Source organism: Halosolutus amylolyticus (assembly GCF_023566055.1).
GTDB classification, from domain to species: domain Archaea; phylum Halobacteriota; class Halobacteria; order Halobacteriales; family Natrialbaceae; genus Halosolutus; species Halosolutus amylolyticus.
The window spans coordinates 161101-183108 of record NZ_JALIQP010000004.1 but is presented as its reverse complement, the minus strand read 5'-3'; the positions used below and the strand labels follow the sequence as shown (position 1 = coordinate 183108).

25 protein-coding genes and 1 tRNA gene are annotated in these 22008 nt (G+C 67.2%); 10 read left to right on the top strand and 16 right to left on the bottom strand.

What is annotated here, in order from left to right:
* The first annotated feature begins 15 nt into the window (after positions 1-15).
* Positions 16-1431 carry a DNA polymerase Y family protein gene (locus MUN73_RS16180; protein WP_250141546.1) on the top strand — a complete coding sequence of 472 codons (1416 nt, stop codon included), beginning with the start codon at positions 16-18 and terminating at the stop codon, positions 1429-1431.
* A 161-nt stretch (positions 1432-1592) separates the two neighbouring features.
* The gene (locus tag MUN73_RS16175) at positions 1593-2855 is read left to right on the top strand and encodes a J domain-containing protein (RefSeq protein WP_250141545.1); all 1263 of its coding nucleotides are present in this window, start codon (positions 1593-1595) and stop codon (positions 2853-2855) included.
* A gap of 4 nt (positions 2856-2859) precedes the next feature.
* Here MUN73_RS16175 and MUN73_RS16170 read toward each other — a convergent pair whose 3' ends face one another.
* The 3 genes from MUN73_RS16170 to MUN73_RS16160 all read right to left on the bottom strand — a co-directional run bounded on the left by MUN73_RS16170 (position 2860) and on the right by MUN73_RS16160 (position 4959).
* Positions 2860-3492: a uracil-DNA glycosylase family protein gene (locus tag MUN73_RS16170; protein ID WP_250141544.1), complete on the bottom strand. Its 633-nt coding sequence runs from the start codon at positions 3490-3492 to the stop codon at positions 2860-2862.
* A gap of 120 nt (positions 3493-3612) precedes the next feature.
* Positions 3613-4317, bottom strand: coding sequence for a helix-turn-helix domain-containing protein (locus MUN73_RS16165; protein WP_250141543.1), 705 nt, complete (start codon positions 4315-4317; stop codon positions 3613-3615).
* A gap of 234 nt (positions 4318-4551) precedes the next feature.
* The gene (locus MUN73_RS16160; RefSeq protein ID WP_250141542.1) at positions 4552-4959 is read right to left on the bottom strand and encodes a CopG family ribbon-helix-helix protein; all 408 of its coding nucleotides are present in this window, start codon (positions 4957-4959) and stop codon (positions 4552-4554) included.
* A gap of 128 nt (positions 4960-5087) precedes the next feature.
* Between MUN73_RS16160 and MUN73_RS16155 the strand changes: the two genes are divergently transcribed.
* A complete protein-coding gene (locus tag MUN73_RS16155; RefSeq protein WP_250141541.1) occupies positions 5088-5579 on the top strand; it encodes a metal-dependent hydrolase in 492 nt (163 codons plus the stop codon).
* Between the two features lie 40 nt (positions 5580-5619).
* Here MUN73_RS16155 and MUN73_RS16150 read toward each other — a convergent pair whose 3' ends face one another.
* On the bottom strand, positions 5620-6504 hold the full coding sequence (locus tag MUN73_RS16150) for a COX15/CtaA family protein (RefSeq protein ID WP_250141540.1): 885 nt from the start codon (positions 6502-6504) through the stop codon (positions 5620-5622).
* A gap of 222 nt (positions 6505-6726) precedes the next feature.
* On the opposite strand from MUN73_RS16150, the gene MUN73_RS16145 reads away from it, so the two are divergent.
* Positions 6727-7824, top strand: coding sequence for a M24 family metallopeptidase (locus MUN73_RS16145; RefSeq protein ID WP_250141539.1), 1098 nt, complete (start codon positions 6727-6729; stop codon positions 7822-7824).
* A 12-nt stretch (positions 7825-7836) separates the two neighbouring features.
* Here MUN73_RS16145 and MUN73_RS16140 read toward each other — a convergent pair whose 3' ends face one another.
* Positions 7837-8535, bottom strand: coding sequence for a helix-turn-helix domain-containing protein (locus tag MUN73_RS16140; RefSeq protein ID WP_250141538.1), 699 nt, complete (start codon positions 8533-8535; stop codon positions 7837-7839).
* A 55-nt stretch (positions 8536-8590) separates the two neighbouring features.
* The gene (locus MUN73_RS16135; RefSeq protein ID WP_250141537.1) at positions 8591-9673 is read right to left on the bottom strand and encodes a glutamate--cysteine ligase; all 1083 of its coding nucleotides are present in this window, start codon (positions 9671-9673) and stop codon (positions 8591-8593) included.
* A gap of 220 nt (positions 9674-9893) precedes the next feature.
* Between MUN73_RS16135 and MUN73_RS16130 the strand changes: the two genes are divergently transcribed.
* Positions 9894-10088, top strand: a complete 195-nt coding sequence (locus MUN73_RS16130) for a cold-shock protein (RefSeq protein ID WP_097009945.1) — start codon at positions 9894-9896, stop codon at positions 10086-10088.
* A 146-nt stretch (positions 10089-10234) separates the two neighbouring features.
* Here MUN73_RS16130 and MUN73_RS16125 read toward each other — a convergent pair whose 3' ends face one another.
* Positions 10235-11818 carry a fatty acid--CoA ligase gene (locus MUN73_RS16125; protein ID WP_250141536.1) on the bottom strand — a complete coding sequence of 528 codons (1584 nt, stop codon included), beginning with the start codon at positions 11816-11818 and terminating at the stop codon, positions 10235-10237.
* A 131-nt stretch (positions 11819-11949) separates the two neighbouring features.
* Between MUN73_RS16125 and MUN73_RS16120 the strand changes: the two genes are divergently transcribed.
* Entirely contained in the window at positions 11950-12477 is a 528-nt protein-coding gene (locus MUN73_RS16120) for a DUF8215 family protein (protein WP_250141535.1), read from the top strand.
* 62 nt (positions 12478-12539) lie between these two features.
* On the opposite strand, the gene MUN73_RS16115 is transcribed toward MUN73_RS16120, so the two are convergent.
* From MUN73_RS16115 to MUN73_RS22615, 6 genes are all read right to left on the bottom strand, one after another.
* A complete protein-coding gene (locus MUN73_RS16115) occupies positions 12540-13178 on the bottom strand; it encodes a fibrillarin-like rRNA/tRNA 2'-O-methyltransferase (RefSeq protein ID WP_250141534.1) in 639 nt (212 codons plus the stop codon).
* Positions 13171-14037: an NOP5/NOP56 family protein gene (locus MUN73_RS16110; RefSeq protein WP_250141533.1), complete on the bottom strand. Its 867-nt coding sequence runs from the start codon at positions 14035-14037 to the stop codon at positions 13171-13173. The genes MUN73_RS16115 and MUN73_RS16110 overlap by 8 nt, the downstream gene beginning before the upstream one ends.
* Positions 14038-14118: 81 nt before the next feature.
* Positions 14119-15204, bottom strand: coding sequence for a DUF63 family protein (locus MUN73_RS16105; protein WP_250141532.1), 1086 nt, complete (start codon positions 15202-15204; stop codon positions 14119-14121).
* A gap of 132 nt (positions 15205-15336) precedes the next feature.
* Entirely contained in the window at positions 15337-16146 is an 810-nt protein-coding gene (locus MUN73_RS16100) for an inositol monophosphatase family protein (protein WP_250141531.1), read from the bottom strand.
* A gap of 321 nt (positions 16147-16467) precedes the next feature.
* Positions 16468-16550, bottom strand: a tRNA-Leu gene (locus MUN73_RS16095).
* Positions 16551-16659: 109 nt separating this feature from the next.
* The gene (locus MUN73_RS22615; RefSeq protein WP_265339275.1) at positions 16660-16788 is read right to left on the bottom strand and encodes a hypothetical protein; all 129 of its coding nucleotides are present in this window, start codon (positions 16786-16788) and stop codon (positions 16660-16662) included.
* A 127-nt stretch (positions 16789-16915) separates the two neighbouring features.
* On the opposite strand from MUN73_RS22615, the gene MUN73_RS16090 reads away from it, so the two are divergent.
* Positions 16916-17401, top strand: a complete 486-nt coding sequence (locus MUN73_RS16090) for a DUF309 domain-containing protein (RefSeq protein ID WP_250141530.1) — start codon at positions 16916-16918, stop codon at positions 17399-17401.
* Here MUN73_RS16090 and MUN73_RS16085 read toward each other — a convergent pair whose 3' ends face one another.
* Entirely contained in the window at positions 17402-17794 is a 393-nt protein-coding gene (locus MUN73_RS16085; RefSeq protein ID WP_250141529.1) for an OsmC family protein, read from the bottom strand. It abuts the gene before it with no gap.
* Positions 17795-17873: 79 nt separating this feature from the next.
* Complete coding sequence (locus tag MUN73_RS16080; protein WP_250141528.1) at positions 17874-18188, bottom strand: hypothetical protein; 315 nt, start codon at positions 18186-18188, stop codon at positions 17874-17876.
* Between the two features lie 440 nt (positions 18189-18628).
* Here MUN73_RS16080 and MUN73_RS16075 point away from each other — a divergent pair, with 440 nt between their 5' ends.
* The 3 genes from MUN73_RS16075 to MUN73_RS16065 all read left to right on the top strand — a co-directional run bounded on the left by MUN73_RS16075 (position 18629) and on the right by MUN73_RS16065 (position 21461).
* On the top strand, positions 18629-19633 hold the full coding sequence (locus MUN73_RS16075; protein WP_250141527.1) for an arsenic resistance protein: 1005 nt from the start codon (positions 18629-18631) through the stop codon (positions 19631-19633).
* A 141-nt stretch (positions 19634-19774) separates the two neighbouring features.
* Complete coding sequence (locus MUN73_RS16070; protein ID WP_250141526.1) at positions 19775-20572, top strand: M14 family metallopeptidase; 798 nt, start codon at positions 19775-19777, stop codon at positions 20570-20572.
* A gap of 205 nt (positions 20573-20777) precedes the next feature.
* On the top strand, positions 20778-21461 hold the full coding sequence (locus MUN73_RS16065) for a DUF502 domain-containing protein (protein WP_250141525.1): 684 nt from the start codon (positions 20778-20780) through the stop codon (positions 21459-21461).
* Between the two features lie 52 nt (positions 21462-21513).
* On the opposite strand, the gene MUN73_RS16060 is transcribed toward MUN73_RS16065, so the two are convergent.
* Positions 21514-21960 carry a universal stress protein gene (locus MUN73_RS16060; RefSeq protein ID WP_250141524.1) on the bottom strand — a complete coding sequence of 149 codons (447 nt, stop codon included), beginning with the start codon at positions 21958-21960 and terminating at the stop codon, positions 21514-21516.
* Positions 21961-22008: the final 48 nt, after the last annotated feature.

Sequence of the window (22008 nt, the reverse complement as noted above, 5' to 3'; positions counted from 1 at the left end):
CCGATCGGACAACGAATGGGCGACGGGCCGCGACTGCCGGGCGTCGAGACGGACGACGACGAGGAGCGGATCGTCTGTCACGTCGATGCGGACTGTTTCTACGCGGCCTGCGAGCGGCTTCGCGAGCCCGAACTGCGGGGCGAACCGGTCGTCGTCGGTATGGGGTACGAACCCGGCGAGACGATCGGGGCGGTCGCGACCGCGAGCTACGAGGCCCGCGAGTTCGGCGTCGAGAGCGCGCAGGCCATCTCGACGGCTCTGGAGCGCCTGCCCCGGCGTGCTGCCATAGAGCCCGACGCCGAGGACCACGATCCTGACCTCACTCGCGAGGAGACCGGCTACTACCGGCCCGTCGACATGGACTACTACGAATCGATCGCGGCCGAGGTCCAGGACATCCTCCACGACTGTGCCGACGTGGTTCGGGAGGTCAGCATCGACGAGGCCTACCTCGACGTCACCGAGCGGACGGCGTGGGAGGTCGCGGACGGCTTCGCCCGCCACGTCAAAGACCGGATCCGCCGAGAGGTCGGCGTCGTCGTCAGCGTCGGCGTCGCACCCACGATGAGCGCGGCCAAGATCGCCAGCGACTTCGACAAGCCGGACGGCCTCACCGTCGTCGAACCGGGCGATCTCCGCGCGTTCCTCGCACCGCTCGAAGTCGACCTGCTCCACGGCGTCGGCCCCGTCACGGCCCGCGAACTCCGCGATATGGGGCTCGAGACGGCTGGCGACGTCGCGGCTGCCGATCCCGATCCGCTCGTCGATCGGTTCGGGGAACGGGGCCGGGTACTCTACGATCGGGCCCGCGGCGAGGACGACCGACGGGTCGAACCGAAGGGCGACCCGAAGAGCTTCTCGCGGGAGTCGGCCTTTGCCGAGCCGGTCTCGGAGCCCGGACCGAAGTACGACCTGATCGAGACGCTCGCGGCGGCCGTCGCCGATCGTGCCCGACGTGAGGGTGCGCTCTACCGAACGATCGGCGTCAAGGCGGTCACGCCACCGTACGACGTCAACACCCGCGAGCGATCGCTTCCCGGCCCGGTCGACGAACCGGACCTGGTCGATCGGATCGCGCGGGACCTCTTCGCCGAGTTCGAGGACGAACCGGTCCGCAAACTGGGCGTCCGGGTGGCGAACCTCGAGTTCACCGGTTCCGATCAGGCCAGTCTCGACGGCTGGGACGGGGCCGCGGCCGACGGAATCGACGAGAGAGATGGAGACGACCCGGTCGAAACCGACCTGGACGGCTCGGTGACGGACGACGAGCCGGGAACAGATGGTGGATCAGTAACGGACGACGAGCCGGGAACAGATGGTGGATCGGTGACGGACGACGGATCGGGAGGGGACGACTCCGATGGGGCCACCGGCTCCGATCGATCTCCGGACCTGCCCGCTGGACAGACGTCGCTGACGGACTTTTCGTGAGACCGTATGGTGTCCGCACCGCTACAGGTCGCAGATCGATCGGACGCCATCGGCCGAAATACCCAATTACCTCCAGTACGCAGTTCAACCGAATCGCATTCCAGCGGACATATAACCCCGCGTGAAGAACGCACGATACGACACCCGCCCCCGACTCTCACATGACTGAGGACTTCTATGACCTTCTCGAGATCCCCTCCGACGCCTCCCAGGACGAGATCAAGGAGGCCTATCGGGAGCAGGTCCGCGTCTACCACCCGGACCTGAACGACGACGACCGCGCACAGGCACAGTTCACGGCGGTCAAGAAGGCCTACGACATTCTCGGCGATCCGGTCGAGCGACAGGCCTACGATCGACTCGGCCACGAGGACTACGTCGCGAAGCGAACGAGCGGCCTGCCCTCGCCCGACGTCTGGCAGAGCGAGACCGACTCGTCCGGGACGTCGTCGATCGACGCCGCAGAGGCGACCGCGACGACGGGTTCCACGACCGGGTCGACGGGATCGAATCGCTCCCGATCGCGGACTGCGAGCGGTGCGAGCGCCAGTACCGCCACGGGTTCCACGACGGGCAGTTCCGGGACGTCGACGGCCGGGTCAACCGGTGACGCGTCCACGTCGGGGGCCACCGGCGAGGCGACGGGGAGCGCGACTGCGACGAACGGCGGGACGGCGACCGGGGGTCGCGGTGTGGGGTCGACCCGCGGAACCGCCGGCGAGACCGGGTCGAATGCAGGCCGCTTCGCGGACAACGCACTCGTCCAGTGGTGGCACCGCCAGAACTTCGCCTGGCCCCTGATCTGGCTCTCCGTGCTCACCTACGTCGTCGGTCTCGGCCACTACGGGCGCGAGAACGCCGACTCGCTTCGCCTGCTGTGGGCCGACCTGACGGCGATCGGTGCCGACCCGGCCGCCCTCTGGGACGCAGTCACGACCCAGCGGTACGGGGTCCAGCCTCCGGTCGAGTTCGTCACGGGGGTCGAACTCGTAGCGCCGCCGCTTCCGCCGACCCAGTGGTACGGCGTGCTCGCCGGGGTCGTCGTCGCCGCCGTCGCGATCGTCGGACTGTACCGGGCGGTCCGGCGACGGGATACGTGGGGTCCGGTCACGATCGACGAGACGATCGTCGTCGCGGTCGCGATCGGCGCGTCGACGACGCTGCTCGGCGGCCCCTTGCTCGCGGGCGCGGCGCTCATGCCGGTACTGTTCGGCGTGATCGTCTACCGGACCCGACAGCTACCCGGCTGGTCGCCGTCGTACGGCTACGTGCTGGCGGTCCTGGCACCGGCGATCGGGTTCGCCCTGGGAACGGCCGGGATCCAGTCGCTGCCGGCGGAGTTCGCCGCGTTCGTGCTCGTCCCGCTGATCGGTGCGCTGGGACTGCCCCTCCGGGCGACGATCAGGAAACGGTTCGGCCGCTGATCGCCTATCCGACCGTCGTCGCGACGCCTTTCGTCTGTCTGTAATCACGTCCGAGGATCGCCTCGAGTCGCGAGACGAGTCGATCGCGATCGGTGTCCACCCAGTCCGTCGGCTCCCGGATCGGGACGACCAGGAACCCGCGACCGCGGATCTCGGTGGCGTGTAGCGAGGGCATGTCCAGTTCCAGTCGGTCGCGTTGCGTGGTGTACTCCCAGAGAACGTGATCGGTCGCCCGCTCGCCGACGGGAAGGAGAACGTGAGCGTTGATCGCCCGTAGTTCGGCGTCGAAGTACGGTTCGCAGTCGGCGTACTCCGTCTCGGTCGGCCGACGGCCGTCAGGCAGGCAGCACATGTGAACGTAGCTCCAGAAGCAGTTCTCCAGTTCGGGGCGCGAAGACGGACCGCTCGCGAAACCCACCTCGCGACAGACGTCCTGGATGGCCCGTCCCGACTCGTTCGCCGTGAACGGCACGCCGGTCGACGCACCGCCGTGGACTCCCGAGTGATCACCGATCACGTGGAAGTCTGCGTTGGCGTCACCGTAGCCGAAGACCGCGGTTCGATCGCCGGGATCGCTCCGATCGAACGGTGGTCGCATGCCGAACGGATTGCTGGTCCTGTCGGTGACGTTTTGCACGGTCGTGGGAACGTCGTCGCGACCTATAATCGCCGCGGTCGCGGTCAACGAGCAGTCACGCTAGCAGTCAGCGGGCGGTCACGCTCGCGGTCAGCGAACGGCAACGGCCACCGGTGGCGGTCACTCCTCGCCGGCGTCGGGATCGGGACCGATGTGGGCGACGTCGTGCGGGGACGACTCCGGATCGACCCGCAGCGTGGAATCGACGAGCGTGGCGAGGCCACGGCGCAGTCGTTGCGAAACCGCGGAATCGGAGATGTCGAACCGATCGGCGAGTTCGACGAGCGTCGTCTTCCGCGGGACCTCGAAGTAGCCCGCCTCGTACGCACGGAGGACAAGTTCGCGCTGCGGAGCGGTGAGCCCGAACCGGCAGTCACTGTTCGGACTGACCGCCTCGTGTAACTGGATCAGTTCGATCGAGATGCCCTGGTCGAGACACCGCGCGTAGAACGCGGAGAGTTCCGCGGAGGACGGAAACCGGAGACGAAAGGTCCAGCTATCGGCGGTGCCGGCGGCGCTGGTCACGAGCGCGTTGCTCTCCCGGATCGACTGGAGCACGCCGTTGACCCGGTCCGTCCACGTCACTTTCACGAGGACGTGCGTGTCTGTCTCGTCGACGACCACCGCGTCGACGACGTTCGGATCGCTCTCGAGCGCCTCGACGAGCGACTCCGTGACGCCGATCGGAACCCAGAAGTAGGGGACCGCGACGTCGCTCGCGGGCACCGTCGTCTCCACCGTCACCGTCGCGTCGCTCGCCACGTCGAACAGCGACCCGAGTGGAAACTCGCCGGACGGAACCTCGATCGTCGCGATAACGCTCATTGCCGATTCTCCCTCTCGATTCCGTTCCCGCGCGGGTGCACAGCCGTTGCGATCGGTACGGCTCCTGGCGGCCGTCGTACTGGTCCACGTCGCACACGACGAAGCATTGGAGGCTAGCGAACTATTCCGTCGTACTTACAAGAATCAGTCGGTTGGATATCGAAGCCATTTATGAACGACGGGCGAGTCGATGAGCCTGCTCGCCTGCGCCGCCCTGCCCGCCGATCGACAGGGTCACCCGTCGGTCGTCACCGTGTCGTCGCGCAGGAGCGTGACCGAAACGCGGCTGACGGCGTCGAAATCCTTCAACCGATAGACCAGCGCCCGGACCTCGGCCGCGGGGCCGTGACAGAAAATCGCCTCGAGACACCACTCGCCGTGGTGGACGTGACAGGTCGTGTCGATCGCTCCCTGGAAGGCGTGCTGGATCTCGTGGAGGTCCTCGATGATCTCGTCGTGCACGTAGTCGAAGACGACGGTCGCCGCGACCGTCCCGCGTGCTCGCTCGAGTCGGTGGTGGGACTCGACGTACTCCTGGATCGCCTCCCTGAGCGCTCGCGATCGCGAGTCCAGCCCTTCCGACTGCCAGGTCCGATCGAACTCGGCCAGCATCTCCTCGGGGACGTTGAGGCTCGTTCGCATAGCCACCCGAACGGACGGCCGGGGAAAATGGGTGTCGGGACCGGTCCGCCGAAACCGCCGGTTGACCCACGGGTCGGTCGGCCACGGGTCGGTAGCTTTATACTTCGGTGCCCGGTTTCGCGTCACGTATGTATCAGGTCGGCCACTACGGTGCTGCCCTGTTCGCCTACGCGCCCGTCGGTGCCGCCGTCGCCGTCGCCGGCTACGAGTCGGCCGCGGTCGTCGGCGCCCTGGTCTGTGTCTCCCTGTCGACGGTTCCCGACCTGGATCACCGAATCCCGCTGATCGACCATCGTGGCCCCACACACACGGTGCTGTTCGCCGTTCTCGTCGGGTTCGGACTGGCCGCCGCGACGTCGGTACTGGTGGCGTCGTCGTCACCGATCGTCGACGCCGGATTCGTCGGCTTCGCGTTCCTCGTCGGGATCCTCTCGATCGGGTCACACCTCCTCGCTGACGCCCTGACGCCGATGGGAATCCGGCCGTTCTGGCCGCTCTCGCGCCGCCGCTACTCCTTCGACGTGGCGGGGGCCGGGAACCCGATCGCGAACTACGCGTTGCTCGGCCTGGGCGTCGGGGCCGCGCTCGTCGCGGCGACGGTCGTCGGTCTCGTCGGGTAACCGAGGCCGGCGAAAAGGCGACGATCGATCGGCGTCGGTGCTACGGCGAGAGGGCGGTCGGCGATCGCTCCCCGACGGCCCGACTGCGCCAGATGCCCACGACGAAGACGGCGGCGAGCGCGAACACGGCGACGAGGTAGAGCCCGTCGAGCGCGGGGCTGAACGTCATCACGGACCGGCGTCCGAGGTAGGCGACGGCGTACGCCAGAACGATCGAGCCACCAAGGAGTCCGATCAGCCGCCCGTCCTCGAGTCGCCACCGGCCGACCATCGTGGCGACGATGACCGACGCGAGCAACGCGAGGGTCACGCCGTACTGTACTAGCTGGATCGTCGGCGTGTACTCCGTCACGAGGCCGAGATCGGTCGGGCTGAGCGCGACGTGGAGCGGCAACGCGACGAGTCCGAGTCCGAGCGCTCCGGTGACGTGCGTCGCGGTCAGCGACGATTTCCAGACGAGGACGGTCGCGACGACGTACGTCGAGAAGATCAGGACGGCCGTCCAGAAATGCAGCGAAAGGATGTCCATCTGGTACTGGAGGACGGTCTCACGGCCGAGGTACACCTGGATCGGCGTCAGCACCATCCCGAGGACGACCAGCGACGCGACGCGGCGGTCGACGGCCGGCGATCGCCACGCGGCGAGGGCCGAGCCGATGATCGCGAAGCCGGCGAACATGGCGACGAAGCGGTGGATCCACTCGTAGAAACTCGGGAGCGTGGCCGGAAGCAGGTTGAACGGGCCGCCGTCACACTGGGGCCAGTTCGCCTCACAGGCCAGTCCCGACCCGGTCGCTTTCGCCGCGATTCCGAGGAGGATCGTCGCCGCGACCAGGACGAGCGTCGTCGCGAGCAGATGGGGAAAGCCGAACCGGGCGATCAGCGATCGAACCGTGGAACGAGAGGTGCGATTATCGGTCGACACGGGCGTTCTGGCGAGTGATTAGGGCCTGCCGTACTTAGGTTCCCCGAGTCGTTCTTATCGCGCAGGAATCGCCCCCTCGATCACCCAGCGACCGGGAGAACCGGGAGCCGAAATCGGGCGAGCGGGTCGCCATCGTCGTCGCGACCACGGCAGCCGAACAGTCACCGCGGCCGACGACTCGGTGTTCGTCGGATTCAAGGGTCGGCCACGCCAGCATCCCGCATGAGCAAACGCGAGCGACTCGCGGCGTCCCTCGACAGCCAGGATCTCGACTCGGTCTGGTTCGCGCGGCCGAACTCGTTTGCGTGGCTGACGGGCGGGAGCAACGTCGTCGATCGGGAGACCGACGCCGGCGTCGCGGCCGTCGGCTACGACGGCGAGGACCTTCGCGTCGTGACGAACAACATCGAGGCCGATCGGATCGCCGCGGAAGAACTGCCGGACCTCGACGATCCGACCGTCGAACGGTTCTCGTGGCACGCCTCGTCGCTCGGCGAGGCGATCGCCGCACGCGTCGGGGCCGACGAGCGAGCGGCGGCGGACGTCGACGTTCCCGGACTCGATCGGGTCGATCCGTCGACGCTTCGCCAGCCGCTGACCGAGCGCGATCGGGACCGGTACCGCGACCTCGGGCGGGAGACGGCCGCCGCCGTCGAGTCGGTCTGCCGGGAACTGCGCGCCGAGGACACCGAACACGAGGTCGCGTCGGCCCTGCGGGTCGCGCTCTCGGCACGGGGCATCGAGGCCCCCGTCGTGCTCGTCGGCGGCGAGGAGCGCGCCCAGCAGTACCGCCACTACACGCCGACCGACGCCGAACTGGGCGGCTACTGTCTCGTCTCCGTCACCGCCGAACGCGCCGGCCTGCACGCCAGCTGCACCCGGACCGTCGCGTTCGATCCGCCGTCGTGGCTGGAAGACCGACACGCGACCGCCGCCCGGGTCGAGGCGACGGCGCTCGCGGCGACACGGGAGGTCGCGACGGCCGGCGGCACCGCTGGCGACGTCTTCGAGGCGATCCAGGACGCCTACGACGCCCTCGGTTACACGGGCGAATGGGAGAACCACCACCAGGGCGGGGCCGCCGGCTTCGCCGGCCGGGAGTGGATCGCGACCCCGGATCACGACGCCGCGGTCGAGACGCCGATGGCGTACGCCTGGAACCCGACGGTCGAGGGTGCGAAAAGCGAGGATACCGCGCTCGTGACCGCCGACGGAATCGACGTGCTGACGACGACGGGCAACTGGCCCACTACGACGGCCCGCGCCGTCGGGCGGGACGTCGAACTCGAACGGCCTGCGGTGCTCGGACTGGACGACTAGGAAGTCGGAGTATCAGTTGTCGCTGTCGGCGTCGGGTTCGTCGGCGGCCGACTCTCCGGAGTCGATGGTCTCCACCTCCTCGGATTCCTCGTCGGCGTCGTACTCGACCGTCTCGACGCCCGCGTCCGACGCGCGGCCGCGATCGGTCCCGTCCTCGTCGCCACTATCGATCGTCGGTGCCGTGTCGTCGACCGTGATCGTCACCGGTTCGACCGACTCCTCGATCGGCGGTTCGGCGTCCTCGTCGCGGTCGATGACCCGATCGAGCGTGAAGATGGTGTTCAGTTCCTGCTGGACCTGGTCGACGACGCCGCCGACGAGGTCGCTGGGCTGGATCGCCGTGTACTCGTAGGGGTTGTTCCCCGCGCCCTCGCTCGCCCGCTTCTCGCGGCGGACCCGTTCCTCGTCGTGCAGTTCCGCGAGCGCTTCGCGGACGGTGCTCGGGTAGAGGCCCGTCCCCTTGGCGACCTCCTCGGACGTACTGCCGGGGTTTGCCAGCAGGTAGACGTAGATCTTGGCCCGCGTCTCGGTGTCCAGGATCCACGATAGCAGGTCGACGATCCGCTGGTCGACCTCTTCGATCGCCTGGGTCCGGACGCCCTCGCCCTCGTCACCGGACTCGTTCGCGTCGATTCCCGCGGCGGACCGATCGTCGAGACCGTCCCCGTCCCCCTCGTCCAGTCGGTCCTCGTCGGTATCGTCTGGAACCATGTGACCTCTCGTGAGGGACAAAGTTTCGTGCGGAGTTAAACCTTTGCGGGGGTGCTCACGACGACTGCAGGAACAGCGATTCGCACAGCGCGTCGGGGCCCTCGTCGGCGAGCAGGCGGCGCTGGCGACTCGCCCCGCTCTCGCGCTCGTAGACGCGCTTGATCCCGTCGATCCCCAGCCGTTCGCACTCGCGATCGACGAGTTCGCCCAGGTCGACGGTCCCCTCGAGGTCCCGATCGACGAACGACGCGTCGTGGCCGTGGCGGATCGCGCGCCACTTGTTCTCGTCGAGCAGTTCCCGTCGGTGGCGGTGGCCGCTCGCGCCGTCCTCGTACGCCTCGGCCAGCGCCTCCACGAGCGCGTGAGCGTACTCGACGAACGCCAGCACGACGTCCGGATCGGCCTGTCCGTCCGGCGTCCGTAGCTCGACCGTCCCGTGGGCCGTGTGCGGGCGGACGTCGTACCAGAGTTCGCCCCGGTCCTCGATCGCGCCGGACTCCAGCATCCGGCGCTCGAACCGATCGAAGGCGTCGAAGTCCTCGAAGTGGGTCGGCATCCCGGTGTTGGGCAGCCCCTCGAAGATCTTCGCGCGGGCCGACTGGAGGCCGGTGTCGAACCCGTCCCAGTACGGCGAGTTCGCCGAGAGGGCGAGCATGATCGGGACGTACCAGCGCAGTTCGTTGGCGATCCAGACCGCCTTGTCCGCGTCGTCGACGCCGACGTGAACGTGGACGCCCGCAGTGGTGTTTCGGTGCTGTGGATACTGGATCCGATCGAGTTGCGATCGGTAGCGGGGCTTCTCGGCGTGTTCGAGTTCTCGCCACTTCGCGAGCGGGTGGAGGCCGGCGGCGGCGATCCGGTAGCCGTGAGTCTCGGCGTGGTCGATCAGCGCCTCGCGGATCTCGCGGAGCGACTCGCGGGCGTCGCCGGGCTTCTCGATCAGGGGGGTCTGGGTCTCGATGACGAACTTGAAGAGTTCGTGGTCGAGCCTCCCGTCCAGAATTTCGGGCGGGTCGTGCTCGTAGACGAGGTCGTCCGTCCCGCTCGTGGGGCGACCGCGCTCGTCGACGACGAAACACTCCTCTTCGATCCCCAGCGTGCCCATCCGCGTGAACGAGTCCCGCGAGCCGCGTTCCATCGTGGGGGGCTTTCGGCCCCGACAGTAAATACGGTTTGGAGTCGGTTCGATCGGCCGGGACCGCCGGAAGCGGCCACGGTGAGTCCGTCGAGACGGCGTGTAAAGGCGATCGACGAATCGGCTGGCGCCGGACGAACGGACCGCGTTCGAACGCGACGACGGTCGTGGTACCACGACCCTCGCAAGGGTTATCCGTGGGTCGGCCGTACGTTTGTTTGTAATGGCGAAAGGTAACGTTGATTTCTTCAACGACACAGGCGGCTACGGTTTCATTTCGACGGACGACGCGGACGATGACGTATTCTTCCACATGGAAGACGTCGGCGGCCCGGACCTCGAAGAAGGCACCGAGATCGAATTCGACATCGAACAGGCCCCCAAGGGTCCACGCGCGACGAACGTCGTCCGCAACTAATATCATCTGCTAACCGTCGCCTCGCGGCGACGCTGACTGCTAGATTTCATTTTTGAGAGGGTCACCCGCCGAGCCACTGCGGTCGGGCGCCGAACACTCCGAGCGACTCCGCGGCGACGGCCGAGTGACACGGACCCCCGTATCGATCAGGACGTGATGGACTCGGCTTCGGGTTCGACGTCCGCCTCGTCCTCGCGGAGTTTGAACTTCTGGATCTTGCCGCTTGGGTTCTTCGGCAGGTCATCGACGAAGTAGTACCGTCGCGGCCGCTTGAAGTCCGCGAGTTGATCGCTCTCGATCGCGAACGCATCCAGTTCGTCCGCAGAGACGGCCTCGTCGGCCACGACGTACGCGACGACTGCCTCGCCCCACTCCTCGTCCGATTCGCCGAGGACCGCGGCCTCTTCGACGCCGTCGTGGGAGAACAGCACGTCCTCGACCTCCGCCGGGTAGACGTTCTCGCCCCCGGAGACGATCATGTCGTCCTTTCGATCGACGACGTAGAGGTAGCCGTCCGCGTCGCGGTAGCCCAGGTCGCCGGTGTAATACCACGTCTTGCCGTCAGTCTCCCGGAGCGATCGATCGGTCGCGTTCGGTCGGTTCCAGTACTCGCGCATCGTACACGGGCCGGCGATCAGGATCTCGCCGATCTCGCCCCGCTCGACCTCCCGATCGGGGTCCGCGTCGGGTTCGACGACGCGGACGGCGTGGTTGAGCGCGGGCAGGCCCGCACAGCCCTGTTTCGAGAGCTGATCCTCCGGACGCTGGAAGACGCCGGCGGGGCCGATCTCGGTCATCCCGTAGGCCTGGAGGTAGTCCTCGCAGAGGTGCTCGCGACAGTTCTCGAGCACCTGCGCCGGCATCGGGGCCGCGCCGTACAGCCCCAGCCGGAGCGAGGAGACGTCGACGTCCATCTCGGCGGCGGTCAGCGACAGTCCGTTCCAGGCCGTCGGCGCGGCGAACAGGAGCGTCACGTCGTGGTCCTCGATCGCCTCGAGGGCCGCCTGCGGGTCGAACTCGTGGTGGATGACGGTCGTCGCGCCGCGGTGAACCCGCGGGAACAGACAGCAGTGCAGTTCCGCGCAGTGGTACAGCGGCATGACCGAGAGGCCGACGTCGTCCCGCGTGACGTTCATCTCGGCGATACACAGCAGGTTGTGATCTACCATATCCCGGTGTTCGTGGACCACGCCCTTCGGGCGGCCCGTGGTTCCGGAGGTGTAGATGAACGCGTAGACGTCGTCCTCGTCGACGACCACCGGCGGCGACTCCGGGCCTCCCGACTCGAGGAGGTCGTCGAACGCGAGCGCGTACTCGGGCGGGTCGTCGAGCGAGACGTACGTCTCGACCGTCTCGAGGGACGGACGGGCACCCTCGACCGCCTCACGCGTCTCCGGTTCGAAGATCAGCAGTTCGGCCCCGGCGTCGTTGACGATGTACTCGATCTCGCCGGCCGGGAGCCGGAAGTTAAGCGGCGTGAACACGGCGCCGATCTTCGCACACGCGTACACCGAGAGCGCCATCTCCGAGCCGTTGTGCAGGACGGTCGCGACCCGATCGCCCTTCTCGATGCCCGCATCCAGCATCGCGTTCGCCAGCCGATTTACCCGCTCGTCGAACTCCGCGTAGGTCCAGCGCTGGTCCCTCCGCGGGTAGACGATCGCGTCCCGGTCGGGGTACCGATCGACCGTCTGTTCCAGCGTGTCCCCCAGAGTGGCATACGTTGACATGCGTCGAGGGAATTCGACGAAGACCTACATATCGTTACTCGATAGTTACAGCCCGATCGATGGTGAAACGGTGCCGGCAGCGGGAACCCAGATCGTCGACAGTTATCACGATCGCCCGCGTAGCGTCCACCGTGAGCCGCGATCGGCACAACCCGGCCCGGCAGACGGAGCCCGCATACAGTGCCACGCGCCGGACCTGGTACGGGTACGGCAGCCTCGCGCGCGTCGAGAAGAGCGGGTTCGGACGCGTGCTCCACGACTGCAGTACCGTGTTCGGCGACGTGTCGATCCCGTCGCTTCCGGTCCTGTTCGCGATCGTGGTCGCACCCGGAACCGGCGCCTACGACGCCACCGCTGCCGGTATCGTCGCGTGGCCGACGATGGTCGCCGTCGGAACGGCGGTCCGCGGCGGCTGGATCCGACCCCTCGCGACGGACACGCTGGGCTGGGTGGCGATCACGCCGTCGTTGATCCTCCTGCGAGTCGTCTACTACAACCTCGTGCTGATCGTCGCCGTCTTCGGCGGCGTGGCCGTCGCGAACGCGGTCGGGATCGCTCCGCTCTCGCTCGTCGTCGCGTTCGTCGTCGCGATCGGCTCGATGCTTTCGTTCCCGCGGCTCGCGGAGCGGTTCTACGGCGTCGTCCGGCGACGGACCTGAGTAGCCAGTCGGTCGTTACTCCACGGTGTCGCGACCGAGATGGGCGAACGCCGGCCCTGCCGTCACCGCGGCCGAGCGACGACGCCGAGGTGATCGGTGTGGTAGTCGTCGAGTCGTCGGTCCTCGAGCAGTTCGTAGCCGTCCGCGAGTTCCGCGCGGACGTCGTCGAAGACGGCCTCGGGGTCGCGGGTGACGTCCTCGCTTCGCGCCTTGACCGCGAGGAGCAGACGCCCGTCGTCCGCGAGGAATCGCGCGTTCTCGAGGGCCACGCGGGCCTGTCCCCGGGTCGCGACGTCCTGGACGACGACGTCGACGTCCGCCTCGACGACGTGGGCGTAGGTTTCGGGTTTCCGGGCGTCCTCGAGCAACGGGAACAGCCACGGACGGCTCTCGGCGGCCTCGAGTAGATCCCGTGCGGGCCGCGCGGCGAACTCGACGGCGTACGTCGGGCCGGCGAAGTCGGCGACGTGGCTCACCGTCGTCCCGCTGGCCGCGCCGAGGTACAGCACCGTCTCGCCGCCCGCGAGGCCGGTGTCCATGCCGAGTTCGAGCATCGCCCCGAGTTTCGATCGGTGCGGGTCCCACGCCCGCCACTCGCCGTCCGTCGGCTCGCCGTAGACCGGTTCCCCGCGGGTCGCGAGTCGAGTCGACCCGTCGAACTCGTGCCGTTCGACGCCGGCCGGGAGCGTCGGTTCAGTCATCGTCCTCCTCCCCCGTCGTCCGGGCCTGGATCGTCTCGATCCGATCGGCCAGTTCGGCCTCGAGTTCGGGATTCACCTCGCCCGAGTAGTGGTCGATCCGGGCCGCGATCGCGAGTTTGCCGGCGACCGCACGGGCGGCCGAGCCCCGGTTCTCCGGGTGGGTTCCACGGACCGCGTCGTGGGTGTAGATGATCCCGTGCTTGGGCGAGGGGGCGTGTCCCCGGAGGTGGGCGAACAGCGCGTCCTCGGCACCCAGGATCTGAACCGTGCCGCTCGGCTTCTTCGCCAGGTCCTCGAGTCCGCCGGCGAGCGAGATCAGCCGGGCCGCGAGCACCGGCCCCGCGAGCGCGGCGAGGTTCGGCGCGACCGTCGGCGTCTGGCGTTCGACGAACTCCCGCAGGTCGTCGGCCTCGTCGGCGAGGCCCGCGACGCGCTCGGCCAGCGATCGAACCTGACCAGGATCGCCCTCCAGGTCGGTCTCCCGATCGGCCAGTTCGCGGGCGTACTCGACCCCGGTGCCTGCGTCGGGATCGATCGTGCCGGCCCACTCGGCGAGTCGCTCGGCGAGTTCGTTCGCCGTCCGCGTACAGTCGTCCATCGCCCGCACGGCATGGACGAGTTGCCGGTCGTCGGCCCGTTCCTCGGCTTCGACGGCCGACCGGGTCGCGGCCATCGTCGCCTCGTGGAGCCGATCGTAGTAGTCGTCCTCGTCCTCGGCGAATCCCGCCTCGACGGCCAGTCCCGGCCACGCCTGCGGTTCTCGAGCCGCTCCCTCGGCGATCGCGTCGCTGGCGGCGTCGAGATCGGCCGCCGCGAGCCCCGCGAACCAGCCCTCGGCCGCGGGTGCGTTGTCACTCATATCCCCTCCTTGTATCCCGCACGGGTATATACTGTCGGACACGCGGATCGATCGAGTGCGGGGATCGATCGGCGCGGCGACCTAGACCCCGAACGTCGCCCGGAGCATGTCGCGGGTACCCGGCCCGAGCCCGACCGCGACGACGATGATCATGAACAGGTAGGCGTAGCGGGGACTCTCCTCGAAGAACTCCTCGTTGAACAGCCAGACGACGAGGACCGCAGCGGCGAGTTTGACGAGCAGGAACGGCCACGCCGCGCCTGCGGTGTCGACGATCGCCGCGTTGATCGGGTGTTTCGGCACCAGGTTCGACGGGAGACCGAAGTAGGTCGCGTAGTCCAGTCCGATCACGTTCGCGACGCCGTCGACCGCGTGGGCCCAGATGACGACGATCCCCATGTAGCGCGTCCCCCGGTTCAGTTCGGGGGCGAACCGATCGATCGCGACCCAGGTGATCGCCGTCGCGACCGTCGCTCCGCCGAGCGTGGCGAGCGCGAGCAACGGATAGAACGTCGCGTACTCGGCCGTCGCCGCCGTGTAGCCCAGGTAGCCGACCGTGGCTGTCAGGAGTCCGGCCCCGATCGCGAACAGCGGGTACTCGTAGCCCGAGACGTAGTCGTTCCGGTCGAGCCAGACGGAGAGGGTCACCGCGACCACCGTGATGGCGAAGACGGTGAAGTAGATCAGCGGGCTGATCAGGAAGCCGTTCCACGGGAGATCGACCGGGAGTTCGCCGGTCGCCCGATAGGCCGCGACGTTCGCGTCCTCGACGACCCGGAGCGCGCCGCCGAACAGGAAGAACGGGAAGAGTCCGTAGAAGCCCGCCCGGTAGCGCTCGATCTCGAGGCGCTGGATCAGGAAGATGACCCCGATCGACATGAGGATCAGCGTCGGGACGTAGCCGGCGTAGGAGACGAACGTGTAGCCGGGTGCGGCGGTCGGCCCGGTCGTCTCCGGACCACACTCGACCGGCGTGCCGTCGTTCCACGCGACGCAACTCCAGCCGTGGGCGTCGGCGACGACTGGCCCCCAGTAGTACTGCCAGATGAGATCGACGTAGACGCGCTGGGGGAACACTGCCGCGGCGAGTGCCACCCCGGCGGCGAGGAGTACGACGGTCGCGGCCCAGACTCTCTCGGCCCCGTACCGCTCGATATACTCGTCCATGGACGATATCCCGAACGGGGCCCGCTTACCGTTTCCGATTTCTGACGCGCGGGACGGCGGTCGGGTGGTCGCGGCGACGCCGTTCCGGAGCGCACCGAGCCGTCCGTCCGCCCCACGGTTCGCCCGGTCGGGTTACTCGAGGGCCGCGGCCTCACGGGCGACCGCCAGCACGTCGTCGTGGATCTCGCCGTTCGAGGCCACGAGGCCCGTGCTGTCGTGTCGCCAGCGATCGCCCTCGAGGTCGGTGACGGTGCCGCCCGCCTCGCGGATCAGCTGGACGCCGGCGACGGAGTCCCACGGGTTCATCACGAGGTTCGTGACGGCGCCGTCGAGCGCGCCGGCGGCGACCATCGCGAGTTCGAGTTGTGCACAGCCGAACCGGCGCAGGTCAGCAAACCGCTCGACGATCGCCCCCGTCGCGGCGGCGTACTGGTCGCGTTCGTCGTAGTCCCACCAGAACGTCGGACAGACGGTGGCGGTCTCAGGATCCGCCCGGTCGGTGACCGACAGCGGGTCGTCGTTGCGGAACGCGCCCTCGGGTCCGACGCGGTACGTGTCCCCGAGTTCGGGGAAGACGGACGCCCCGGCGATCGGTTCGCCGTCGACGACCGTCGCAACCGCGGTTCCGAACGCCCGGATGCCGTCGACGTAGTTGTTCGTCCCGTCGATCGGATCGACGATCCACGCCGGCCCCGTTTCGGGCACCGCTTTCAGCGTGTCCGCCTCTTCGCCGACGATCGGGTCGTCCGGATACGTCTCCCGGAGGACCTCGACGACGGTCGTCTGGGCGTCCCGGTCGGCCTGCGTGACGACGTCGGTCTTCCCGTCTTTCGTCTCGACGGCGATCCCCGATCGGAAGGCGTCCGAAGCGACCTCTGCACCCGCCCTGGCTGCGCGGACGGCGACCTCGGCCCGCCGGCGCGCGTCGTCAGCATCGTTCATTGTGCACTGTGCGTGGACGAGTGAAAAGGATGTGACGATTCGAACCCCCTAGTGGGCGCTTCGGGGACGATCGGACCAGGGTGAGTCGAATCGACACGGGTCGGACCGGTCACTCGTCGTCTCGATTCGGGGTCGTCAGAAGTTGCGAGGGAAGATCGCTCCGTGTTGATCTTCCGCATCTTTACGGGTGCTTTCGCACCGCGTGCGATGCGAGGGGAGGGAATCGAACCACCTCCGAGAACCTGCGCCTGTGGCGCAGAACCTCGGCGTAATTCGATCCCTCCTGCATCTCACTCAGCGCGTCTTTGCGCTTCGTTGCGATGCGAGGGGAGGGAATCGAACCCACGAACGTCTACACGAGCGGATCTTGAGTCCGCCGCCGTTGACCGCTTGGCTACCCTCGCACGCGGCCGATAGTAAGGTGGTGCCGTATGAATACGCTGCGATTTCCGCGACGATCGATCGACGTCGATCGATGGGAGTCGACGCGGGGACCGAGACCGAGACAGGCGCTCAGGCCGTCGCCCCGTCGAGTTCGTCCTCTGGATACCGCTGGTGACAGTTGTGACACTGGTACCCTCCGTCGACGTGTGCGTAGAGTCGCTCCCCGCAGTGCTGGCAGTTCCCGTACGGGTACTTCATCTAGTCGGAGCGTAGCACTGGATCAGAATAAGCCTACGGGCCGAAGGTTCGATCGCGATCCGACTGGCGAACGGGTCGGACCCGATCGGACCGACGGAGTTACGCGTCCTCTGACCCAAGATGTCCCATGGACGACCACACCCGCGACCCGACCGTCCGCGCGCCGGCCGGGAACCCGACCGGCTGGGACGCCGACGCGGGTCGCTGGGAGCACGACACCCTCCGGCGGGCGGTGGTCCACGGCGTTCGACTGTTCAATTCCGGCGCGTACCACGAATCACATGACTGTTTCGAGGACGAGTGGTACAACTACGGCCGCGGAACCACCGAGAGCGCCTTCGCTCACGGAATGGTACAGGTCGCCGCGGGGACGTACAAACGGGTCGATTTCGAGAACGACGACGGGATGCGATCGCTCTTCCGGACCGCCCTCCAGTACTTTCAGGGCGTTCCGAACGACTACTACGGTGTCGACGTCCTCGAGATCCGGACGACGACGACGAACGCCCTCGAAAATCCCTCGCGGATCGACGAGTGGCGGATTCCGCTCGACGGCGATCGGCCGACCGCGCGTCAGATCGATCGCGAGTACGTTCGGGCACTCGAGGAGTGATCAGTACGCGTCGTCGACGACTGTTACGTCGGCGTGGAGGCCGTCCCGTAGTGTTGTATGGATATGGCAATGCTGCTCGCCGATGGTGGCGAGTTCGTCGGGGTCGTCGAGCGCGGCCTCGACGTACAGCGTGAACCGGATCGCTTCGAGGTTGTCGTGGTCGTCGAGGTCCGCTTCGGCGGCGATCTCCATCTTGCCGAGATCGTCGATCCCGTTCTTGCGGGCACCCAACCGAACCGCAGGGAGGAAACACGACGCGTAGTCGGCGACGAGTAGTTCGTTCGGGTTCGGTCCCGTTTCGTTCATGGGGTCGACGGCGACCGTGAAATCACCGATGGCGCTTCTCGTGTCGAACCCGTCCTCGTTGGTGGTCGTGAGGTCGATGTCTGTCATTCTGTATTGTATATTTTCCACTATTCTATGAAATACCTTGTGACTCGCCGGTGCGGAAATAGGGGGGTCGAATGCCGGGTCACAGGACGGAAAAGGGTGCGATCGAAATCGTCGTTTCAGAGCCGGTGAGGATCGTCGTTTCAGGGTCAGTGCGGTACCCGTACCGCGAGTGAATCCGCGACTGCCCGGTGCGGGTCGAATGCGTGTGACCCGTCTCGGCGAGCGTCGAGGTCGCCGCGATCGCGCCCTCGTCGCTCGCTTTGTCAGCCAGCATCGGGTCGCCGGCGACGAGCGCGCCGTCCTCGACCACGTCTCCCCATCCGACCTGGTAGCTGACCAGCAGTCCGTCGTCGACGACGGTCCCGAGTTCCGGAACCGCGAATTCGTACGTCATCACGCTCCCAGTGTTGGCTACCCAGTATTGCTTAGTTCACACAATATGTGTCCCTCGTGTCCAGACGTTTCTGAATTGCGGAGCAGGATACCTGGAACCGGTTTCTGGTCACATATTCCGATCAACGGATTTCGCTCGTTCGGAACCATCCGTCCAGATGCCGGATATGTGCCCCCCATATGCCGGTTTTGACGAAACAGTTCGATCGAAGAACAGATTTTCGATTGCCCAGAAAACGGTCATTTCTCGAATCCGTCCCCCGTCCCGACGGCTGACTCGCCCGTTGCAGTGTCGGAAGTATTTTGTAGTATAGTAATAATCATACAATACATGGCGACTCCGACGAGGGGCTGGTCGGTCACCGGATCGACCCTCGAACCGCACGGCCGAACCGTCACGTCGACGAACGCGCGGTCGCAGGTCGCACGGACGGTGGACCCATGATCAGGCGCGCGCTCCTGGGGATCAAGCAAAACCTGCTCTACGTGGTCGTCGCGTCGCTCGCGCTCGGACTCCTCGCCGGACAGGTGTTCGACGCGGGGACCAAGCACCTCCTCCAGGGGGCGATCACCCCGGTGCTGTTCCTGATGGTCTATCCGATGATGATCAACATCGACCTCAAGGAGGTGCTCAACGTTCGCGACCACCTCGCTCCGGTCGCGCTCAGTCTGGCGATCAACTTCGCGGTGGCGCCCGCGATCGCTGTCGTCCTTGCACGGCTGTTTTTCGCCGGCAACCCGGCCTACGCCGTCGGTCTCTATCTCATCGCCCTCATCCCGACGTCCGGGATGACGGCCGCCTGGACGGGACTGGCCGACGGCGACCTGGAGGCCGCGCTGGTGGCGATGGCCGCGAATCTGCTCACCGCGGTCGTCGTTCTCCCGGCGTACCTCTCCCTGCTCGTGGGCGACGGCGTCGCCTTCGAACCCGGTGCGCTCTATCGACAGATGGCCCTGTTCGTCGTCGTCCCGATGGTCGCGGGCAACGTCACGCGGCGACTCGTCTTGCGGACGCAGGGCCCGAGCGGCTTCGAGCGGTTGAAACCGCTGTTCGGCGGCGCGAGTTCCCTCGGCGTGATGGCGATCGTGTTCATCGCCATGACGATGCGAAGCGAGGCGATCCTCTCGGATCCGATCGGATCGGCGATCACGATCGTTCCGCTCGTCCTCTTCTATGCCGTCCTGCTCGTCGTCGGCGTGGCCGTCGGCCGGACGCTGGTGGCGCCCGCACAGGGGATCGCACTGATCTACGCGACGAGCATGCGCAACCTCTCGATCGCCGTCGCCATCGCCGTGGCGTCGGAGACGCTCCCGACCGAGGCGATCCTGCCGATCGCGCTCGCGTACCTGCTCCAGCCGCCGCTCGGAGTCGTCTACATGCACTACCGTCGCGACGTGGTCGCCGAGGGGCGCGCCGTCGACGAGGTCGTGCGGTCGCTGGTGTGACCGTCGAACGCGCCGCTCTGACGCCGGATTCGTCGAGAGACGTGTCTCCACCCTCGTTCTCACCCTCGAACCCGCTCCCGGCCCTGCGCCGTCGAGTCCGAACCGTGTCACATTTGGGTTCGCGGACCGTTCTATACACTGATGAGAGTCGCCCAGCTCGGGTCGGGGACGCCGGAACTCGCGGTCGTCGCGGGCGTGCACGGGGACGAGCCCTGCGGCGTCCGCGCCGTCGAGCGACTGCTTGACGAGCGCCCGACCGTCGAACGACCCGTCAAACTCGTCGTCGCCAACGAGGCGGCGCTCGAGCGACGGGTTCGCTTCGTCGACGAGGACCTGAACCGCGCGTTCCCCGGCGATCCGGACGCGAAGACCCACGAGGGACAGCTCGCCCACCGGCTGGTCGAGGAACTCGAGGACTGTCTCACCTTCTCGATGCACTCGACACAGAGCCACGCCGAGCCGTTCGCGATCGTCAACGAGATCAGCGAGACGGCGACTGAGATCTGTCCACAGCTTCCCGTGGCCGCGATGGTCGAGACGAGCAACTTCGCGGAGGGGCGGCTCTTCTCCGAGATCGACACGGTCGAGGTCGAGTGTGGGCTGCAGGGCTCGGAGACGGCCGCCGAGAACGCCGATCGGCTGACGCGGGCGTTCCTGACGGCCGTCGACGCGTTGCCGGGTGACACCGTCTCCCGCGATCTCCCGGTGTTCCGGCTCACGGACGTCATCCGCAAGGAGCAGGCGGACACCTACGAGGTGTTCGTCGATAATTTCACGGAGGTCGAGCCGGGGAACCCGTTCGCGGCCGCCGACGGCGAGACGCAGGTCGCCGAGGAGCCGTTCTACCCGGTTCTCATGTCGCCCAACGGCTACCAGGACGTCTTCGGGTACGCCGCCGAGAAGGTCGACGTCCTGCAGACACAGACGGCGGCCGACTGAGTCGGCCGATCGTCGGGGGTCGATCGTTCTCGCCGAAACTCCCGTCTTCGAACTGTGACGCCGTTGGTCTGGTACGGTAGACCGTCGCCCCAGCGCGTGACGGTGGCCTTCCGCTGACGGGGGCGACGTTATCCTCCGGCGAACGGTCCGGCTGCTTTACATCGCAAACCCAACGGGCACGTGGAACGAGAGTGAATTTCCGGCGATGTCGCCGACGTTTTCCGTCAAGCGGTGGCTGATCAAGGGAGTCGCCATCACGGTCCCGCTCGTGGTCACGCTCGTCGTCCTCAGCGTCGTGTTGAATTTCGTGCTGAACGTCCTCTCGCCGGTCGTGGTCGCGATCCTCTACGTCTGGCCGACCGATCCGCCGACCGTCGTCGTCCAGGCGACGACGCTCCTGTCGCTGTTCGCGACGGTGCTACTGATCGGGATCGTGGCCGACCACACCGACGGCCGGCGAATCTCACAGAACGTCCACGCGGCGATCGAGTCGATCCCCGGGGTGAGCACGGTCTACGCCAGCGTCCGGCGGGCGAGCGACCTCCTCCTGGACGACGACACCGACCAGTTCCAGGACGTCAAACTCGTCGAGTTCCCCCACGAGAACGCGCACATGCTCGGGTTTCTCACCGCGGACACGCCGCCGGCGATCGAGCGCTGTCTCGACGAGGACGACCTGCGGACGATCATGATCCCGCTCGGCCCGAATCCGACGACGAACGGGTTCGTCCTCCACGTCCCCGCCGATCGCGTCTACGACGTCGACGTCTCGGTCGAAGCGGCGGTCAGGTCGATCGCGACCCTCGGGGTTGCGACGGGATCGGTCGACGACACCGAACGCGAGGCATCCGATCGCTCCCGGCAGGCCGCCCCCGTGAACGATCCGTGACCGGTTCCAGCCCGGGTCTGGACGACGCGGCGTCGCCGCGGGATCGAGGTTCTCAGGCAGTGAACACGGGGACGTCGAGCGAGCCGACCACCCGGTTCGTGATCGAGCCGATGAGCGGCTTGTCGGGGTCGGAGCGCCCTCGTTTGCCCATCACCACGAGATCGATGTCGTTCTCGTCGACGTACTCGCGGATGGCCTCGACGGGCGTATTCGACACGACCGTCGTAACGCAGGGCACGTCGGCGTCCGTGGCGAGGTCTTCGATCTCGGCGACGAACGTCTGGCCTTTCTTCTCGAGGCGGTTCCGGGTCTGTGCGATATCGCTCGGAACGGCGACGTAGTCGGCGTCACCCATGTCCATCGCGTAGAGCACGTGCAGGGTCGCCCCGTTGCGCTTGGCGAACCTGATAGCCTGTTTCGCCCCCTCCCGTGCCGATTTGCTGCCGTCGGTCGGGACGAGGATGTCGTCGAAGTCGGTCGCGTCGATTGCGTCGTCCATGCGGTCTACTACCACCCCGAAGGGCATAATTCTCGCCCAGGATCCGCT

Excerpts from the sequence above, each read along its gene's own strand:
- MUN73_RS16180 (WP_250141546.1), top strand. The coding sequence starts at position 16 with ATGGGCGACGGGCCGCGACTGCCGGGCGTCGAGACGGACGACGACGAG.
- MUN73_RS16175 (WP_250141545.1), top strand. The coding sequence starts at position 1,593 with ATGACTGAGGACTTCTATGACCTTCTCGAGATCCCCTCCGACGCCTCC.
- MUN73_RS16165 (WP_250141543.1), bottom strand. The coding sequence starts at position 4,317 with ATGAGCGTTATCGCGACGATCGAGGTTCCGTCCGGCGAGTTTCCACTC.
- MUN73_RS16160 (WP_250141542.1), bottom strand. The coding sequence starts at position 4,959 with ATGCGAACGAGCCTCAACGTCCCCGAGGAGATGCTGGCCGAGTTCGAT.
- MUN73_RS16155 (WP_250141541.1), top strand. The coding sequence starts at position 5,088 with ATGTATCAGGTCGGCCACTACGGTGCTGCCCTGTTCGCCTACGCGCCC.
- MUN73_RS16145 (WP_250141539.1), top strand. The coding sequence starts at position 6,727 with ATGAGCAAACGCGAGCGACTCGCGGCGTCCCTCGACAGCCAGGATCTC.
- MUN73_RS16140 (WP_250141538.1), bottom strand. The coding sequence starts at position 8,535 with ATGGTTCCAGACGATACCGACGAGGACCGACTGGACGAGGGGGACGGG.
- MUN73_RS16135 (WP_250141537.1), bottom strand. The coding sequence starts at position 9,673 with ATGGAACGCGGCTCGCGGGACTCGTTCACGCGGATGGGCACGCTGGGG.
- MUN73_RS16130 (WP_097009945.1), top strand. The coding sequence starts at position 9,894 with ATGGCGAAAGGTAACGTTGATTTCTTCAACGACACAGGCGGCTACGGT.
- MUN73_RS16125 (WP_250141536.1), bottom strand. The coding sequence starts at position 11,818 with ATGTCAACGTATGCCACTCTGGGGGACACGCTGGAACAGACGGTCGAT.
- MUN73_RS16115 (WP_250141534.1), bottom strand. The coding sequence starts at position 13,178 with ATGACTGAACCGACGCTCCCGGCCGGCGTCGAACGGCACGAGTTCGAC.
- MUN73_RS16110 (WP_250141533.1), bottom strand. The coding sequence starts at position 14,037 with ATGAGTGACAACGCACCCGCGGCCGAGGGCTGGTTCGCGGGGCTCGCG.
- MUN73_RS16105 (WP_250141532.1), bottom strand. The coding sequence starts at position 15,204 with ATGGACGAGTATATCGAGCGGTACGGGGCCGAGAGAGTCTGGGCCGCG.
- MUN73_RS16100 (WP_250141531.1), bottom strand. The coding sequence starts at position 16,146 with ATGAACGATGCTGACGACGCGCGCCGGCGGGCCGAGGTCGCCGTCCGC.
- MUN73_RS22615 (WP_265339275.1), bottom strand. The coding sequence starts at position 16,788 with ATGAAGTACCCGTACGGGAACTGCCAGCACTGCGGGGAGCGACTCTAC.
- MUN73_RS16090 (WP_250141530.1), top strand. The coding sequence starts at position 16,916 with ATGGACGACCACACCCGCGACCCGACCGTCCGCGCGCCGGCCGGGAAC.
- MUN73_RS16085 (WP_250141529.1), bottom strand. The coding sequence starts at position 17,794 with ATGACAGACATCGACCTCACGACCACCAACGAGGACGGGTTCGACACG.
- MUN73_RS16080 (WP_250141528.1), bottom strand. The coding sequence starts at position 18,188 with ATGACGTACGAATTCGCGGTTCCGGAACTCGGGACCGTCGTCGACGAC.
- MUN73_RS16075 (WP_250141527.1), top strand. The coding sequence starts at position 18,629 with ATGATCAGGCGCGCGCTCCTGGGGATCAAGCAAAACCTGCTCTACGTG.
- MUN73_RS16070 (WP_250141526.1), top strand. The coding sequence starts at position 19,775 with ATGAGAGTCGCCCAGCTCGGGTCGGGGACGCCGGAACTCGCGGTCGTC.
- MUN73_RS16065 (WP_250141525.1), top strand. The coding sequence starts at position 20,778 with ATGTCGCCGACGTTTTCCGTCAAGCGGTGGCTGATCAAGGGAGTCGCC.
- MUN73_RS16060 (WP_250141524.1), bottom strand. The coding sequence starts at position 21,960 with ATGGACGACGCAATCGACGCGACCGACTTCGACGACATCCTCGTCCCG.